General features: G+C 37.4%; 16 protein-coding genes. 5 read left to right on the forward strand and 11 right to left on the reverse strand.

The features are described from left to right. The 4 genes from T368_RS14605 to obgE form a co-directional block, all read right to left on the reverse strand. On the reverse strand, positions 1-1,207 hold a 1,207-nt coding region (locus T368_RS14605; RefSeq protein ID WP_051591326.1), incomplete at its 3' end, for an LPD3 domain-containing protein. 61 nt (positions 1,208-1,268) lie between these two features. Continuing rightward, positions 1,269-1,700, reverse strand: a complete 432-nt coding sequence (locus T368_RS0108485; RefSeq protein ID WP_004085153.1) for a hypothetical protein — start codon at positions 1,698-1,700, stop codon at positions 1,269-1,271. 398 nt (positions 1,701-2,098) lie between these two features. Beyond that, positions 2,099-2,356, reverse strand: coding sequence for a hypothetical protein (locus T368_RS13680; RefSeq protein WP_004085151.1), 258 nt, complete (start codon positions 2,354-2,356; stop codon positions 2,099-2,101). 156 nt (positions 2,357-2,512) lie between these two features. Next, positions 2,513-3,742: a GTPase ObgE gene (obgE, locus tag T368_RS0108500; RefSeq protein ID WP_004085149.1), complete on the reverse strand. Its 1,230-nt coding sequence runs from the start codon at positions 3,740-3,742 to the stop codon at positions 2,513-2,515. A 505-nt stretch (positions 3,743-4,247) separates the two neighbouring features. Between obgE and T368_RS0108510 the strand changes: the two genes are divergently transcribed. The 4 genes from T368_RS0108510 (at position 4,248) to prpD (ending at position 10,152) form a co-directional block, all read left to right on the forward strand. After that, a complete protein-coding gene (locus T368_RS0108510; protein WP_004085146.1) occupies positions 4,248-6,161 on the forward strand; it encodes a propionyl-CoA synthetase in 1,914 nt (637 codons plus the stop codon). Next, positions 6,158-7,033, forward strand: coding sequence for a methylisocitrate lyase (gene prpB, locus T368_RS0108515; RefSeq protein WP_004085145.1), 876 nt, complete (start codon positions 6,158-6,160; stop codon positions 7,031-7,033). The genes T368_RS0108510 and prpB overlap by 4 nt, the downstream gene beginning before the upstream one ends. Positions 7,034-7,053: 20 nt before the next feature. After that, the gene (gene prpC, locus T368_RS0108520; protein ID WP_004085144.1) at positions 7,054-8,208 is read left to right on the forward strand and encodes a bifunctional 2-methylcitrate synthase/citrate synthase; all 1,155 of its coding nucleotides are present in this window, start codon (positions 7,054-7,056) and stop codon (positions 8,206-8,208) included. Between the two features lie 489 nt (positions 8,209-8,697). Beyond that, positions 8,698-10,152, forward strand: coding sequence for a 2-methylcitrate dehydratase (prpD, locus tag T368_RS0108525; RefSeq protein ID WP_004085143.1), 1,455 nt, complete (start codon positions 8,698-8,700; stop codon positions 10,150-10,152). A 220-nt stretch (positions 10,153-10,372) separates the two neighbouring features. Here prpD and T368_RS0108530 read toward each other — a convergent pair whose 3' ends face one another. The 4 genes from T368_RS0108530 to trpA form a co-directional block, all read right to left on the reverse strand. Further along, on the reverse strand, positions 10,373-11,143 hold the full coding sequence (locus T368_RS0108530; RefSeq protein WP_004085140.1) for an FkbM family methyltransferase: 771 nt from the start codon (positions 11,141-11,143) through the stop codon (positions 10,373-10,375). Between the two features lie 309 nt (positions 11,144-11,452). Next, on the reverse strand, positions 11,453-12,538 hold the full coding sequence (aroC, locus tag T368_RS0108535) for a chorismate synthase (protein WP_004085138.1): 1,086 nt from the start codon (positions 12,536-12,538) through the stop codon (positions 11,453-11,455). Positions 12,539-12,557: 19 nt separating this feature from the next. Then, complete coding sequence (locus T368_RS0108540; protein WP_004085136.1) at positions 12,558-13,112, reverse strand: phosphatase PAP2 family protein; 555 nt, start codon at positions 13,110-13,112, stop codon at positions 12,558-12,560. Positions 13,113-13,256: 144 nt separating this feature from the next. After that, a complete protein-coding gene (gene trpA, locus T368_RS0108545) occupies positions 13,257-14,027 on the reverse strand; it encodes a tryptophan synthase subunit alpha (protein WP_004085134.1) in 771 nt (256 codons plus the stop codon). A gap of 254 nt (positions 14,028-14,281) precedes the next feature. On the opposite strand from trpA, the gene hemE reads away from it, so the two are divergent. Then, the gene (gene hemE / locus T368_RS0108550) at positions 14,282-15,307 is read left to right on the forward strand and encodes a uroporphyrinogen decarboxylase (protein ID WP_004085132.1); all 1,026 of its coding nucleotides are present in this window, start codon (positions 14,282-14,284) and stop codon (positions 15,305-15,307) included. 133 nt (positions 15,308-15,440) lie between these two features. On the opposite strand, the gene T368_RS0108555 is transcribed toward hemE, so the two are convergent. From T368_RS0108555 to T368_RS13685, 3 genes are all read right to left on the reverse strand, one after another. Continuing rightward, positions 15,441-16,844 (reverse strand): Sua5/YciO/YrdC/YwlC family protein, encoded by a 1,404-nt coding sequence (locus tag T368_RS0108555; protein ID WP_004085131.1) that lies wholly within the window; start codon positions 16,842-16,844, stop codon positions 15,441-15,443. A gap of 230 nt (positions 16,845-17,074) precedes the next feature. Further along, positions 17,075-17,764: an HAD-IB family hydrolase gene (locus T368_RS0108560; RefSeq protein WP_004085130.1), complete on the reverse strand. Its 690-nt coding sequence runs from the start codon at positions 17,762-17,764 to the stop codon at positions 17,075-17,077. A gap of 16 nt (positions 17,765-17,780) precedes the next feature. Next, on the reverse strand, positions 17,781-18,348 hold a 568-nt coding region (locus T368_RS13685; protein ID WP_211248558.1), incomplete at its 5' end, for an aminotransferase class I/II-fold pyridoxal phosphate-dependent enzyme.

The following is an 18,348-nucleotide window of genomic DNA, read 5'->3' on the forward strand; positions in this document are numbered from 1 at the left end:
TGATTTCATTTATATTTTTGCGTAATTCTATGGCTTCGCTTAGGCTTATATTTGCTTTAGATTCTAGCTTTTGGGTTTCTCGTATTAAAGTATTTGTGAGTTGATTATCAAGTCCTAAGCTTTCAATTGCATCATCTGTTACTTGTTTGTAGCCTTGCAGTAATGTAGCTTTAAAGTCTGTATCATTTAATGCATTTTGCAAGTTATCAATGCTTGTTTTATAATCTTGTTTTGCTTGTTTGTCGATTTCATCTAGCATGTGTTTATAGACTTCTGGCAGGTTTTGTGGTATAATGTCAGTATCGGTTTTAGCAATAGTAGTGGTTTCAGGGTGTGCGGTCGCCACCGATTGAGCTTTAACCGCCGATTCTGCGTTACGCATACTAACGCTTAAGGAATCGGGTTTATCTAAACTTTCTAATTCTAAAGTATAGATTCTGTTTTTCCCCTCTATTTTTTCAAATAGTGTAATTTTTGCTTGTGCTTCTTTATCATTTATACTTAAATCTTGTATAAATCTATGCACTTTTATATGTTCCCTTTGCTTATTGTCTGCGTGTGATTCTTTTAATTTACTATTTTCAAATAAACTTTTTAAATCTTGTGCCACTTTAAAATGCTCGTCTCTACTAAATCCGTTTGCGATACTTTTATCTATTGCCTTTTTACTTGATATTTTATTAATCTCATCAGTCGTTATAAAGCCTTGCATTCCTGTTTCTTTGTTTGTTATGGGCTGGGTTTTATATGGGCTCAATACTCCTATTAAATCATTTCTTAAAACTTTTATGTCTTTTGTTTCTTGTGTGGTGTATGTGAAATTAGAATCGATTTTTTCATTCAAAGAAGATGTTTCGCGCTTCGTCTCAACATGACGAGACTGCATATCAGTATGTGGGTTTTGTGACTCAACATGTGGATTTATTCCCTTTATTTTCCCACTTTTGCGTCTTATTTTGCTTTCTATTGATTCTATTGATTTTGTTATATGTGTGTCTATTATGGCGTTATTTTCAGTCTTTAAACCTTGTAAAAAGCCTTTAAAATTATTCTCTTGTTCTTTTGCTTGTGTATGTAAGTGATTTGAAAAATCTTTTACACTATGTGTATTTCCTTGCGTGTCTGTGAATGTGTCTTTTATTTTGTCATACTGGTTTAATCCCTTGTCATGTTGAGCCGTAGGCGAAACATCTGCCCTCCTTGTCATGTCTTAACGCTTTAGCGTGAAGTATCTCTACTTTGCAAATAAAAAAGATGTTTCGTTTCGCTCAACATGACAAAGCCTTACATAATGTTAGAATCTTTATCATTTTATTTGCTTTCATATAAAGTCGCATATATATTCTTTGCAATTTGCTTTCGCTTATTGCTTCAGTATTAAAGCTAGGCATATATAAGCCACCCTCTCTTACTATTGAGTAAAAAGTTTCATAGCTTATTTTTTTATTATCAATAGGTAATAATAAGTTTTCATTTAATACATGGCATTTTTTACATTCTGTATTCTCTAGGGCTTTCATGTTGTTTTTTAATAATGCTATTTTATCGTTTGCTTCATTTAGCTTTTGCCTATCTCTAAGTGTTATTAATATTGCTGTGTTTGAATCTATTCCTAAATTTATAGAATCTAGCTTAGAGTTTAGCTGCATATATAAAAACATAGCGATTGCAAATAATGCGATTGTTATTTTTGTATCCATATTTAATCCTGTTTTTACATCTATATTTAATCTGGCTTTTTTTATTTATGCTTTGTGTTTGGTTTTGTTGCTTAGTTTTTGTGCTTCTTATGTTTGTTTTGATTTCATTGTAATGTGGAATTTAGATTTTATCCCATTGGAGTAGGTGCAGGATTTAGGGTGCAAAAAAATAAATCTTAGGTTTTATGAAATTTTATTTATCGCCTTTTTCATTATCGTGTTTTAGCCTTTGTGATGCGAATTTTGTAAGAGTTTGTCCATTCATACACTTTCCTGTAAAATAGTGTTTTATAGGTCTATGCGGTTTACCTTCCATAATCATGCACTTCAGCGAGTACATTTCCATATTGGTTGTGCCAAATTTGTATCCCTTGTGTCTATATTGGCAGAATTTTTGCTTATAGTTTCACCACCATCACACATTTCGCTAACACCTGCTTTACATGCGTAGTAGTCGCCATTGCTTGAATCTCGTGCTTTATAATAGTTTTTAGATAAAGTGTTACATGCTTCTTTATTATCCTTATCACACATTTTTTTAAAAGTGTGCCATATTCCTCTAAGCAACTATTGCCATAATGACAATGTATCGCATCGCTTGTTATATCCGCATGACTAAAAGCTACTAAACTTAGAAACATAACCATCTTTTTCATATCAGCCTCTTAAAACTTAGAATCTTTTGAATCTTGTTGTAATAATCTTGCTTGATAAGACTAAGGCAACAAGATTCTATTACAATCGACAGCATTTATACTATAAATTTTAGATTCTATTATGCCATATCTGCTTTACAACCCACATAAGATTCTTTACCCAATCCCTTGCAATGCAAAATAAAGCAGAGATTTTAAAGATTCTAAATTACAATGTGTAGCACTTGATATAGGTAGAATGAAAAGTGGGGGTTTTAGTGATGAGTTGTCTTTGCCTTTTTCATTATTGATACAACTTTCTTCTTTGCTTGTATCATCTTTTATAGAATCCATAGAGATTCCATTCTCTATAAAGTCAAGCAGTGGTTGTGAAATATAGGCTTTTGTTTGCAATTGTAAGTTTTCGTGTTGTTTAAAAGAAAAGTCGCAAAAACCCTCATATAACTCTACATCGCTTTTTGTAAAAGCTATTGCATAATATCTATTTGCAAGTTTTGGAGCGTAACATAAAAGCTCATTATATAGAATGCTAAATTGATTTAGCAAAGCCTTATGTGCTAAGTCCTGTGTGGCAAATAAAGATTCTATATCAGAATCTTGTGGCAATGGTGTATCAATATGTTGTGTTATATTCATAGTAAAATATGAAGAATCAAGCATAAAAAGTAATAGCTTTGTGCGTTCTATATGTTGTAAAAATTGTAAGCCAAGCCCTTTGCCTGTGCTAGCCCCCTGTATTAAGCCCGGAATATCAGCAATAACAAATGAATGCAAATCATCAATATCCACTACACCTAGATTTGGGATAAGCGTAGTAAAGGCATAATCAGCGATTTTTGGTCGTGCGTTTGTGATTGTGGAAATAAGGCTTGATTTGCCAACATTTGGGAATCCAACAAGGGCTATATCAGCGATTAATTTTAGTTCTAAACGCACTTGTAAAGATATGCCCGGTAGTCCTTTTTGTGCATAAGTTGGGCGTTGATTACTCGCATTTTTAAAGTGCGTATTGCCAAGCCCACCTTTACCGCCACTAAGTAATTTTACTTTCTCTCCATCTATGAGTAAATCAAGCAGTATCTCATTATTTTCTTCATTAATTATTTGTGTGCCGGGTGGGACTTTAATAACTATGTCTTTACCCTTTTTTCCATTGCAATTTTTACCCATACCGGGCATTCCATTACCAGCTAAATACTTTTTGTGTCCGCGAAATTTTGCAAGTGTGGTTGTGTTTTTATCCACTAAAAAATACACATCACCACCGCGACCACCATCGCCACCATCAGGACCGCCTTGAATGACAAATTTTTCTCTTCTAAAGCTAACCGCACCAGCCCCACCATGTCCAGATCCAATAAAAATTGATACACTATCAACAAACATAAGTATTCCTTTTTCTATATTGTTACAATATGTTACTATAAAATTTTACCTTTTATCACATAAAATTATATCCATTTTATATGTATCATTTGCAATGACAAATAAGGTTGTAGCGGTAATTTATCGCAATTTTCTTACAATATCTCTCATGAATAATTTTTAGCAAATAAAAAATTTTATACAAAATAAAAAGCAATTATTGACAAAAATGTTAAAAATTAGATAAATTAGAATAAAGGCATAAAAAAGCAATAAAGTTATGAAAGTAGGAATATAAAGGACAAATATGTGTTGCATTTGTGTTTTAAATAGTATTTTTTGTAGAAAAATGTTTAACACCTTAAATAGAGATTCTAACTTTAACTCACTTTATATTATAAAAAATTGTATCATAACTTTTTACTTGCAGAAACACTTACTCGCAAAATTAATTATACAAAATATTTTTATATGTCAAAAATCAGTTTTGCATACAAGCAATTCATCTTATTTAAAGGAGATATAGATGTCGGTATATGAAGAAGTATATAAACAATCCATTGAGAATCCAGAAGCCTTTTGGGCAGAAGCTGCTAAAAAAGTGCATTGGTATCACGAATGGGATAAGGTGCTTGATGTTGTAAATGACCATTATCGGTGGTTTGTCGGTGGGTGTATGAATACCTGCTACAACGCACTTGATTTGCATATAGAAAATGGCAGAGGCGATCAAGTGGCATTGCATTATGACTCGCCTGTAACGGACACAAAAAAGTCTTACACCTATAAAGAACTACGCAAAAGAGTGGCAAAAACCGCTGGAATCTTAGTCAATAAAGGCGTGGTGAAAGGCGATAGAGTGCTTATCTATATGCCTATGATCCCAGAAGCAGTGATTGCAATGCTTGCTTGTGCTAGGATTGGGGCGATTCATAGCGTGGTCTTTGGTGGGTTTGCCGCACACGAGCTAGCCGCTAGGATTGAAGATGCCAAGCCTAGAGTTATTATGAGTGCTTCTTGTGGGATAGAGATTTCACGCGTGGTGAAGTATAAGCCTATCTTAGATGAAGCCATTAAAAGCTCTAGCCATAAGCCCACCACCTGCCTTATCTGGCAACGCCCACAAGAGAGGGCGAATATGCTACCTTGGCGTGATGTGGATTGGGAGAGTGAAGAAGAAAAAACAGAGCCGGTAGAGTGTGTGCCTGTGGATGCGACTGATCCACTTTATGTGCTTTATACTTCTGGGACAACTGGTAAGCCAAAGGGTGTTATCCGCAGTAATGGTGGGCATTCTGTGGCGATGAAGTGGTCTATGGATAATATCTACAACGCAAAGCCCGGCGATGTCTTTTGGGCGGCAAGTGATGTAGGCTGGGTTGTAGGGCATAGCTATATTGTCTATGGCACTTTGATGAATGGCTGCACGACTATTGTGTATGAAGGAAAGCCGGTTAAAACGCCAAATCCGGGAGCATTCTGGCGTGTGGTGCAAGAATATAAAGTCAATATTTTATTTTCTGCACCAACAGCATTTAGAGCGATTAAAAAAGAAGATTCTAAAGGCGAATGGCTTAAAAAATATGATATTAGCTCCCTTAGAGCAGTCTTTGTCGCTGGGGAGCGGTGTGATAGCGATACGCTAAAATGGATTGAAAAGCTGACGCAAAAGCCTGTAATAGATCACTGGTGGCAGACAGAAACCGGCTGGGCAATCGCGGCAAATCCGCTAGGATTAGAGCAAATGCCTGTAAAGCCCGGCTCTCCTACAAAGCCAATGCCCGGCTTTAACCTAAAAGTACTAGATGAAGAGGGCAAGGAATGCAAAGCCGGCAAGCTAGGGAATCTTGTGATTAAGCTGCCCCTGCCCCCTGCGTGTCTAATGGGAATCTGGGGCGATGATACGAGATATAAAAACTCCTATCTTAATCACTATCCGGGCTACTATCTCACCGGTGATAGCGGCTATATCGATAAAGATGGCTATGTGTTTGTAATGGGGCGAATGGATGGGGTCATCAATGTCGCAGGACATAGGCTATCAACTGGCGGTATGGAAGAGGCTATTTCTAAGCACCCAGATATTGCAGAATGTGCGGTCATTGGTGTAAATGATGAGCTAAAAGGGGAGATTCCACTTGCCTTTGTCGTGCTAAAAGATGGGCTGGAAAGAGATACGCAAAGCTTGTGCGAAGGCATTGTGCAGCTTGTGCGAGAAGAGATTGGTGCGGTAGCTTCACTGCATATTGTCGCAGTGGTGGCACGACTGCCAAAAACTAGAAGTGGTAAAATCCTGCGAGGCACAATGCGTGATATTGCCGATGGTAATGAATGGAAAATGCCTAGCACGATTGAAGATTCTAGTGTAATGCCTGAGATACAAAAGGCATTAGAGAATCTTGGCTATCCCAAATCTAAAACCATAAAGGAGGCAAAATGAAAACAGCAGGACAGAAATTTAGAGAAGCATTAAAGGAAAATACTCCTTTGCAAATCATAGGTGTGATTAACGCCTACTCTGCTATACAAGCACAAAAAAGCGGTGCAAAGGCTTTGTATCTAAGCGGCGGTGCATTAGCGGCGATGAGCTTAGGTGTGCCTGACCTTGGCATTAGCTCATTAGAAGATGTTTGCATTGATGTGAGAAGAATCACGGCAGTGAGTGATTTGCCCTTGCTTGTAGATGCGGACACTGGCTGGGGTGGGGCATTTAACATCGCTAGGACGATTAAAGACTTAACGCGAAGTGGAGCAGCGGGCTGCCACATAGAAGATCAAGTCGCACAAAAACGCTGCGGACACCGCCCAAACAAAGAGCTTGTCAGCAAAGAAGAGATGTGTGATAGGATAAAAGCAGCAATGGACGCAAAGCTAGATTCTAGCTTTGTGGTAATGGCAAGGACTGATGCACACGCAAGTGAGGGACAACAAGCAGCGATTGAGCGAGCATTAGCCTATGTAGAAGCAGGGGCGGATATGATCTTTGCCGAAGCAATCCATACGCTAGAAGAGTATAAGCAATTTACTGAAGTCATAAAAGTGCCGGTGTTAGCAAATATCACAGAGTTTGGCAAAACGCCTTATTTCACGCGTGATGAGTTAGCAAATGTGGGAATCTCTATGGTGCTGTATCCGCTTTCAGCAGCAAGGGCGATGAATAAGGCGGCTTTAGCGGTATTTAGAGATATTATCAACAATGGCTCACAGAAAAATAGCATAGATTCTATGCAAACACGAGATGAGCTGTATGAAATGCTTGGCTACCACGAGTATGAGCAAAAGCTAGATACACTCTTTAAAAGCAAAAAATAACTTAAGAGAAAGGAGAGAAAATGGCAGCACCAACGGAAAAAGTGGCAAAAAAAGTAGGTGGCTTAGCAGGGATAAGCGCAGGAGAATCCGCGATTTGCACTTGTGGCACAGGACACGGGCTAAATTATAGAGGCTATGATATTTATGATTTAGCTGAGCATTGTGAGTTTGAGGAAGTGGCATATTTGCTATTAAAAGAAAAGCTACCAAATAAAGCAGAGCTAGAATCTTTCAAAAAGGAATTGATTGCCGCTAGGAGCTTACCAAAAGAGCTAAAAGAAGTGCTAAAACTTCTGCCAAAAGATGCACACCCTATGGATATTATGCGGACAGCTTGTTCTACGCTTGGCTGTTTAGAGAGAGAAGAATATGATGTATTTAAAGCATCTTTTCCAAATCAGCAGAGAATTGGCACAAGGCTTTTGGGGATTTTCCCAAGTGTGCTGACTTTCTGGCATCATTATCACACAAATGGCAAGGAGATAAGCACAGAATCTAAGCAAGATTCTATCGCTGGGTATTTTCTAGAATCCTTGCACCAAAAAGAGCCAAAAGAGCTATGGGTAAAGGCTATGCACGCTAGTCTCATTCTCTATGCAGAGCACGAGTTTAACGCCTCTACATTTACCGCAAGGGTGATTACAGCGACAATGTCTGATGTGTATTCTGGGATTACAGGGGCGATTGGGGCGTTAAGGGGACCGCTGCACGGCGGAGCAAATGAAGCGGCAATGGATTTGATTGAAGAGTTTAAAACGCCAGAGCAGGCAACGCAGGGGATCTTAGACAAACTTGCTAGAAAAGATAAGATTATGGGCTTTGGACATCGCGTATATGTGGAGAAAGATCCGCGAAATGTGGTGATTAAGGCGTGGAGTAAAAGATTGAGTGATGATGTGAAAGACACAAAGGGGCTATATCAAATCAGTGAAGCCATAGAAAAGGTAATGTGGGAGCAAAAGAAGCTTTTTCCCAATCTTGATTTTTATAGTGCAAGCACATATCACTTTATGGGGATTCCCACAGCGTATTTCACGCCGATTTTTATCTTTTCACGCACAGCAGGGTGGTTGGCACATATCTTTGAGCAAAGGGGGAATAATAAGTTAATTAGACCTAGTTCGCAATATATAGGACCGGAAAACAAAGCGTTTGTGCCTATGGATAAGCGTTAATCGTGGGTGCGTTAGCTTTTTGGCTAAAAACGGCGATTGCTGCGGCTTTGGCGGCGTCATTACCGCTTAGGTAACTCCTTGCCAAAGCCTTGCAAAGCCCCATTTTTAGCTCAAAAATCTTGCCGCTTGAGCGTTTGGTTTTGCGTGCTTTTCTAATTAAAACTTAAAAAATCATCGCAAAATCTTTAACGCTTAGGAGTGCGGTTTTGCTACTTAGATGGTTTGTATTTTGCCGAGTGGGAATCTAACTATTTGGCTTGGCAATCAGCGGCGGTGAATCTAGAATCTAGATTCTAAAATAACATAAACAGCAGAGTTATTTGATTTGAAAATTTTCTGCTACGCCTTGATTTTGCGAGGAAAAATCGTGGTTTTCAAGTGAGCCAACGAGAAGCTACCTAAGCGGTAGTGCCGAAGTTGGCGAACGCAGAATCCGCGATTTTAACCGCAAAGGCAAGGCGGACACAACTTTACTACAAGGAGAACACAATGAGTGCCGATATGGGAACATTGGATACCAAACGACCAGAGTTTGATGAGCTGCTAACAAAAATTGCGCGTTATGCGTTGGAGTATAAGATTAACTCCCCTTTAGCTTATGAGACAGCGAGATACTGCCTTATGGATACCATAGGTTGCGGACTTTTGGCATTAAACTTTCCAGCTTGCACCAAGCTTTTAGGACCTGTTGTTGAGGGCGCGGAGTTTCGCCCTTTAGGAGCAAAGATCCCGGGGACTAGCTATCAGCTAGAGCCAGAGCGAGCGGCGTTTAATGTGGGAGCTATGGTTAGGTGGCTTGATTTTAATGACACTTGGCTAGCCGCAGAGTGGGGACACCCAAGCGATAATCTAGGGGCGATTTGGGCAGTAGCTGACTATCTAAGCCGCAAAAATATTGCCGAAGGTAAAGAGCCTTTAAAAGTCAAAGATGTGCTAAGTGCGATGATTAAAGCTCACGAGATTCAAGGTGTGCTTGCCTTAGAAAACTGCTTTAACAAAGTGGGGCTAGACCACGTGCTGCTTGTTAGAATCGCTTCTAGCGCGGTGGCGTGTGTTATGCTTGGTGGGAGCTTTGAAGAAGTGCGAAACGCAGTAAGCCACGCATTCATTGATGGCGGGGCGTTGCGGACATATCGCCACGCGCCAAACACAGGCTCACGCAAAAGCTGGGCGGCAGGAGATGCAAGCTCAAGGGGCGTAAATCTAGCCTTGAAAGCATTAAGTGGTGAGATGGGCTATCCAAGTGCGTTAAGTGCGGAGTTTTGGGGATTTGAAGATGTAAAAATGCGGGGCAAAAAGCTCACTATCCCACAAGAATTTGGTAGTTATGTAATGGAAAATGTGCTGTTTAAAATCAGCTTCCCAGCGGAATTCCACGCGCAAACTGCCGTAGAATGTGCCTTGAAACTGCATAATGAAGTAAAAGACAAATTAGATTCTATTGAAAAGATTGTGATTACCACGCAAGAATCTGGACATAGAATCATCAACAAAGTCGGCGAGCTTGCAAACCCTGCTGATAGGGATCACTGCATTCAGTATATGGTGGCTGTGCCGCTTGTGTTTGGGCGACTAACCGCTGAAGATTATGAAGACTCTGTGGCGAGTGATAAACGCATTGACGCCCTGCGTGATAAAATGGTAGTAGAAGTAGATGATCGCTATACGCGTGAGTATTTGGAGGCAGATAAACGATCAATCGCTAATGCAGTGCAGATTTTCTACAAAGATGGCAGTAAGAGCCAAAAGGTGGAAGTGGAGTATCCTATCGGGCATAAACGCCGAAGAAGTGAGGGTATCCCTGTGTTAGTGAGCAAATTTGAACGCAATATCGCCCTAAAACTTAGCCCCAAAAAATGCGAGCAGATTAAGGCAGTGTGTGAAAATCAAGCCAAGCTAGAATCTATGGCATTTAATGAATTTAGTGATTTATTTGCGTTGTAGTTTTTAGCTGTTTTAGCTGAAGTTAATAGCTAGATTCTAAATCCACTTTAATGAAATAGAATCTAATTGGCAGGACAATAGAATCTCATATATTTTAAGAAGATTTTATTGCTTGTAAAAACTTTCTATAATTAGTTTTTATAGTTTAGAATCTTAAAAGCTTTAATTGGTCTATTTTTGCCATGAAGGCAAAACATAAGAAAATACTAAAAACATAGAATCAAATCCAATCCAAAAACACATTTTTCGCGAATTTTTCTTCTATGTTTTGTTTAAGTTTTGCTAGTTTTTCTTCCCCATCACTAAAGAATCTTTCGTGCGTCTCACAAGCAATGTAGCCTATATATTTATGTAAGTCTTGTCCTAGTAAAGATTCCATAATGTCAAATTCACTTCCCTCCACATCAAGCTTTAAAAAACTTATCTTGTTGTGCTTTGGCAGGATATGCTCTTTAATATATTGACTTAAGTCAATGACTTCTACTTCATAGGATTTTTGCGTATGATTCACGCTTTCTACAATGCGATTTCCCTGCGATAACTCACCACATTCATCAATCAAAAATTGTGTTTGGTAATTTCTATTTGAAACCGCTTGATTATGTAATATCACATTTGGATTATCCCTATATTTGTTCTGTAAAAAAGCAAAAAGATATTTGTTTGGCTCAAAGACATACACAATCGCACCGCAATGCAGGGCAACATCTGTAAATACACCAATATGCCCACCACAATCAATGCAAATTTCCCTTTGTGCTATTCCATCGTTGCTGTAAGCATTGCCATACACATACATTTGATGAAAAATCTCCCAGTAATGCCTTGGCATATAGGCATTATGCATCATAGCATCAAGCTTTCCTAAACCATTTGGATCAGCTAAGGCACGCAAGATAAGCTCACTATAATCTTTGTTAAAGTCTATTAACTTCAAAATATCTTTTTTGCGTGCAGGCTTGTTGCGTTTGAGTGTATCTAAAAAACCCATAATAAAAACTCCTAAATTCAAAATTGCGTGATAATACAAAAAAAAAACGATTTATTAACAAGAATGAATATTGTAAAAAATTATTCATTATGAAAATATGATTGCATATATGAGAAGCAAAATGAGTAAAAAATACATAAATTAAGACAAATAATTACAACATATAAAATTTTATAAATAAATATTCAAAGAATGCTTATAAAGGATTTGAGATTAGGTGCAACATGGCATAAAGAGAGATATTTACATTGTGTTCTATCAGCATATAAGGTATGTATTTTGTGGAATAGTAGTCCAGTAAGACTAAACTCACCCATAAATCTTTTTAAGATTCTCTAGCTTTGCACCCATATTAAGTAGCAACATATCAGCTAAGACAAGGGCAACAATACTCTCACACACTACACTACCCCTTACACCAACGCATGGGTCATGTCTGCCTTGCAACTTTATATCTATTTCATTATTATATATATCTATTGTTTTTTGCGCACAAAATATGCTAGGCGTGGGCTTGAAATGCACTTTAATGATAATGTCATTCCCATTTGAGATACCACCTAAAATCCCACCAGAATTATTACTCATAAAACCATTTTTATCCATATAGTCATTATTTTGAGAGCCATACATCTTTGTAGATTCTATGCCGCTGCCTATCTCTACTGCTTTTACTGCATTAAGCCCCATAAGATCCCTTGCAAGTATAGAATCAAGCTTATAGGAAAGCGGCTCTCCTAAGCCAATAGGCACATTAAAAACAGAGATTAAAGCACTTGCACCCACACTATCACCCTTTGCTTTTGCACTCAAAATCTCTTCTTGCATGGCTTCTTCTTTACTTTTATCAAGGGCGAATATAGCACTCTCTCTAGCACTCATAAAATCATCTCGACTAAGATTCTTCTTAGCTGTGCCTATGTTGCCTACATGTGTAATACCACTTAGAATCTCAACATTAAACTCCCTTAAAAGCAGCTTTGCTAACCCACCAGCAAGCACTCGTGCTACACTCTCTCTAGCACTACTTCTGCCACCACCACGATAATCTCTATGTCCGTATTTATGATAATAAGTAAAATCCGCATGAGATGGGCGAAACACATCTTTAATCTTTGTGTAATCCTTGCTACGCACATTCATATTAGGGATAAAAAAGCCAATGGGAGTCCCTGTGCTTCTACCTTCAAACACACCACTTAGAATCTGAAAAGCATCTTCTTCTTTTCTTGGTGTTGCAAACTTGGACCCGCCCTTTCTTCTTGCAATCTCAGATTCTAAAAACGCATAATCAATAGTTATGCCAGATGGCATGCCACTCACAATGCCACCAATACCCTCGCCATGACTCTCCCCAAAAGAGCTAAATTGAAATAAAATACCACTAGAATCCATAACTTTCCTTATATATTAATTACGCATTGCGAAAATATGGAATCTTTTGCAATACAACAAGAACGCTATAAGTTATAACTAAGCTAAAAATCCCACCAGCAATTACTTGTATAGTCGTATGCCATAGTGTCAGCACCCTTGATGGTGGCACTAAGATAGCAAGCAGGGCTAAAAATACAATCCATCTTTTGCTATAAAATCGCAAGGCAAATCCCACGGCAATAAATGCCGCGGCAGTATGTCCGCTTGGAAAACCATTATAATCATATATGCTAGGTGTCCCATTAAATGCGTATGGGCGAAGTGATATTGAAGCATAATCTGTATTATGAGATGCCAACTGCATAAACCCAAATTTTATCGCATAAACAATGCCAACAACAAAGGCAGCTGCAATAGATAGCATAATCACGCGTTTTATATTTTTTTCATAAACTAAAATAATAATGCCTAAATAAAGTGCTAAAAATTGAAACACATCGCCATATAACTCCACATTATACACAAATAGCACACATGCTACAACTAGCACAATAAACATAAATTTGAGTTCATTATTTTTCTTTTCTGTCATTTCATATCCATTTTGTAGAAATTTGCATATTGTATGCTATTTGCGTAAATTATATAGTAACTGCCGATTCAGCCACTTCAAATTCAAATAATTCATTTTTATTCTTCATCGTGCGGTGAAGATGCACCGCATAAAGGGATAGAACTACTCACACGCTAAAAGCTTTTGCGTGGAATCTTGTAAAATCTCCAAAAGATTCTCGCTATCTTGATTCTTATTGATAATATCAACAAAATAACTCCCCGCAACAACACCATAAACTTTATGTTGCAATAAGGTAAGCTGACTTGCATGATTAATACCAAAACCAACCATAATTGATTTTTCTTCTAATGCACAGATTTCAGCCACATCTTCTATATACTCAAGAACTTCCCTATTGATGAGTGTTTGACCCCCTGTTAATCCATTGCGTGCAATGACATAAAGAAATGGTGCGAGTGTTTGACTTGCGATTTCTCTCACACGCTTTTGTGATGTAAGCGGAGCGATTAACTCAATAAAATGTATGTTGTGTTCCCTGCATAACTCCCTCATGCCAAAATCTTCTTCACCAAAACCAAAATCTGGGATAATAACACCATAAGCACCACATTTTGCAAGATCACTCACAAACTCTTTTACTCCATACTGCAATACAATATTTGCATAAGTCATTGCAAGTATGTGCTTTGAAGTATTCTTCACAAGTGTATCAATAATGGTAAATCCATGCTGAGGGATAAACCCATGACGCAAACTATAATCACTCGCACTTTGTATTAATACGCCATCTGCATTACCATCAGAAAATGGAAACTGCACTTCCAAATATGTTGCGCCTCCACGCAAAATCCCCGTTGCCGCACGAATACATGAATGTGTGTCAGGGTATCCAGCGATAACATGCCCCATAAGTTCTAATTTTTGATTCACCTTGTTTCTCCAAGATTTTGTAAAATATCCGCGTATTATAGCAAATATTTTTGCATTTGTTACGATGTATTATCTATAGTGTGCTTACATTGAGATTTTTATCAATACTAGCAAATAGGTAAAGAATCCGATCACTACTTAAGAGATATTTTATGAAGATTCAGATTAGTCGCTTGAAAAACAACGCCTATTGTATTAACCGCCTACACATATTCACACATTACAATATGTCAAATGCTATACAAGGATTCTAAATGATTTTTATTGACGCATGTTTGAGAAAAAAAACGCCCTATACGCCTATATGGATGATGAGACAAGCAGGACGCTATTTAGATGAATACAAAGCGACAAGAAAGAGGGCTAAAAATTTTATTGATTTATGTCAAAGAGTGGATTTAGCCACAGAAGTTACACTACAACCTATCGATATTTTAGATGTGGATGCGGCGATTTTATTCAGCGATATTTTAGTCATTCCTTATGAGATGGGGTTTCCTTTAGAGTTTAAAGAGGGGTTTGGACCACAATTTTTACAAACAATTACTGATGAAGAGAGTTTAGGTATGCTAAAGTCAAACGCACATACTAGACTTTCCTATGTGTATGAATGCGTAGATTCTGTGCGAAAAAGATTATCAAAAGATAAAGCATTGATTGGCTTTAGTGGAGCGCCATGGACCCTTGCTACATATATGATAGAGGGACATGGCAGTAAAAGCTATGAAAAAAGTAAAAAAATGTTGTATCAAAATCCAAAGCTCTTACATGCTTTATTGCAAAAACTCACAGAAGAGATAAAGCAATATCTAAGTATGCAAATAAAAGCAGGGGCAAATGCAGTTATGCTTTTTGACTCATGGGCGAATGCGTTAGAAAAAAGCAAATATTTAGAGTTTGGCTGGTTTTATTTGCAGGATATTGCAAATTATCTTAAGGCTACATTTCCACAGATTCCACTTATCGCATTTCCTCGCGGTGTTGGTGCATTTTTAGAATCTCTTCACGGCAAGTTTGATGTGTTAGGCATTGACTGGCAGATTGATATGAAAGAGGCAAAAGAAAAGGCGGGCGATCGCTTTGTATTGCAAGGTAATCTTGAACCCGCAAGGCTTTATGACTATTCTTCTATGAAAGAGGGGGTTATCTCTATCCTTGAAGTTATGCGTAATTCTGGGCATATCTTTAACCTTGGACATGGCATGATTAAAGACTTACCGCGTGAAAATGCTATATCTTTAGTGAAGCTTGTAAGAGAAGTATCAAGTAAATATGCTTGATGAAGATCCTATGATAGAGAGTTTTTGAGAAAAAGCTTTATATGTGAAAGTTTTACAAAAATATTCAAGATTTTTCACATTCGTAAATGAACGGGTGTGGGGCGTTTTGTGCAAATTTTATAGTTTCTAGATTCTATAAATTTTGCTCTAAAAGCTCATTGCCACACTCAAACGCATGATCTTCCACAATCTCTGTCGTATCAATACCTAGCAAAATGCTATCATCAATGCAGTTTAGAATCTCACGATTATAATCAAGTATATATAATGATTCTGCAATATCCACGATTTTATCAAGGGCTAGATTATGCAGTGTGGTAGCAATCATCTCACCTTTATTATTCGCTGAAGTATAAATCATTGCAAAATCAGGTGGTAGATAGGAAAATAGCAGCGTAAGCATAGCCGTATATGGAATCATAACGCCAATAGTCTGCAAACTACTCACTTCATCGCTAAGATTATATTGTGGGTGTTTTGGGACAATGACTATCGGGGATTCTTTTGATGTGAGTAAAGATTCAAGCTGTGGGGTAAGCAGGGATATTGTGCGTAAAGTAGGCATATTTGCCATAATGACAAAGGGTTTATGCAATCTGTTTTTAATGCTTCTTATCTTTTGCAATGTTTCTTTACTTCTTGCATTTGCGATATAGGCAAAGCCACCAAGCCCTTTAAATAATACAATATTATTTTGCATAAGCGCTTTAGCAAGGGTTTTTATAGCGTCTAAATCATAGTGTTTTTCATGGTGATTATAGCGATAAAATTCCACTTTAATAGGGCAGTTATTGCAGCTTAATGGTTCTGTGTGAAAGCGTCTATTAGCTAGATTCTTATAGTCTTTATCACAATCTATGCAAAGTGCCATATCACTCATGCTTGTGTTTTTTCTATCATAAGGAAGCTGGTGCAAAATACTATATCTCGCACCGCAATTCACACATGCAACAAATGGATAGTTATAGAATCTGGAGTTTTCATCACGCATATCTTTTAGGCAAGATTCACACACTTTTGTATCAAGGGGGATATGGGCTTGTATTGCATGTTGCGTTGTGCTTGATTCTAAAATATGAAAGCCTTGTGTGTGGGCTGTATCTGTATGTATTGTGATATGCAATGAAGTGATAAAAGCTTGTTTTGGTGTATGTATGTGTTCTAAAATACTATGTGCTTTTTGTATAATGGATAGATCTTGTGTGCTGGGGTTTATAGTGTATTTGCAAGCAAGTAGCAATGCGGTGTAGAAAAGCAGGATAGATTCTCTTTTGCATTCTTTTTGTGTGGATATATGCAGGGCTATAAGTGTGCTACCACTTTGATTATACACAAAGCCATGTAAATGCAGAACATGAGCTAGAGTTGCTACAAATGGGCGAAACCCAACGCCTTGTATCATGCCAAATACTTCAGCATGAATGCTGTATTGTGTTATATTTTTTTCCTGCATATTTTGCATATTAGATTCTATAATATGCAAAAGCGTTGCGATGGAATCTTTTTTATCATGTATTGTGTAGATGTCTTGTTGCATATTTCCTTCTGTATTGTGCGGTTTGTGATATGTGAAACAAAATGAGTTCCATAATGTTAATTATGGAAAACAAATCGCTTTAATAAAGTCTGAAAGCTTGTTTTTATTTTGCAATGAATGTAAGATATAAGCACATTAATCAAATTATAAAAGATGTTTAATATGGGGCTCTTTGTTGGTGCTAATGTGTGGTTAAGTTGTGTTTAGGACTGGTAGTTCAAGCAAAAATCCTAAACAATCTCAAATCCTAAAATCTTCGCCCATTCTATATCTTTCCCGCATTCTACAACAATGCCATTACCCACTAAACTTAGCAAAGGAATATCACTAGGGCAATCACTATACGCATAGCTTTGTGCTAAATCATACATTGATAGATCAAGTGTTTGTGATAACTTATAAAGCTTTCTATGCTCCATCGTATGAATACCTGCCATATTGCCGCTTAAAACCCCCTCACTACTCTCCAGCGAAACCGCCACAACATATTGAATCCCAAAATGCTTTGCAAAAATGCGAATATATATCTCAAAGCCACCTGATACAATCGCTATGGTGTGCCCCAACTTTTGATGATAACGCACACGCTCCATAATGCGTTCATTAACACGCAAAAGCAATTCTTTTTCAAAGAAATCTTGTGCGATATTTTCTGCTTCTTTTAGACCTAATCCCCGCAAAACTTCAAAATTAACAGGTTTTTGAATAAACTTATTGCGATATGATTTAGGTAAAACTTTTTGAATCCTCTTGCCTACTTTACGCTTCAATTTAGCACACACTCTATGTCCCAGACCTTGTTTCATATTGTAGCCACGATAATTTGCGATAATCTCTAAATATCTTGCTGCACTTTGAAATTCTACAAGCGTTTCACAAAAATCAAATAATGCCAACACTCTATTATTCTGCTCTATCATCTAGCATTTTCTCCAATCACTCATTGCAAAATCTCTTTATTTCTCTAACAACACACTGCATTTGCTCTCTTGTGCCTATGCTGATACGACAATGCTTATCTACAATATGCGAATAATCTCGTATAAAAATATTCCTTTTTTCTAAAAACATTTTTAATCCATTTATATCCCTATGCTGAATAAAAACAAAATTAGCATTTGATGGATAAAGTTTAAACTCTCGCATAGAATCTAACGCATTTATAAAAAACTCTCTTGCCAATACAACCTCTTTTACATAAGATTCCATATATTCTTTATCTTTTAGTGCTGCAATGGCTGCTACTTGTGAGAGATGAGTAATATTTTTTGCGTTACGAAGTAAATTTAATGTAGCAATGTTTTGTGCAGAACTTAAGCAATAGCCTATACGAAATGATGCTAAGCCAAATGCCTTTGAAAAAGTCCTTGTGATGATAAAATTCTGCATTGTTGGTAATAAATATGCCACACTTTTACCACAAAACTCATAATACGCCTCATCTATGACAAACAGCATATCGCCATATTTTGTGATAAGTAATTCTAGATTCAATATATCGTGC

The organism is Helicobacter bilis ATCC 51630, assembly GCF_000686565.1.
Taxonomy (GTDB): Bacteria; Campylobacterota; Campylobacteria; order Campylobacterales; family Helicobacteraceae; genus Helicobacter_A; species Helicobacter_A bilis.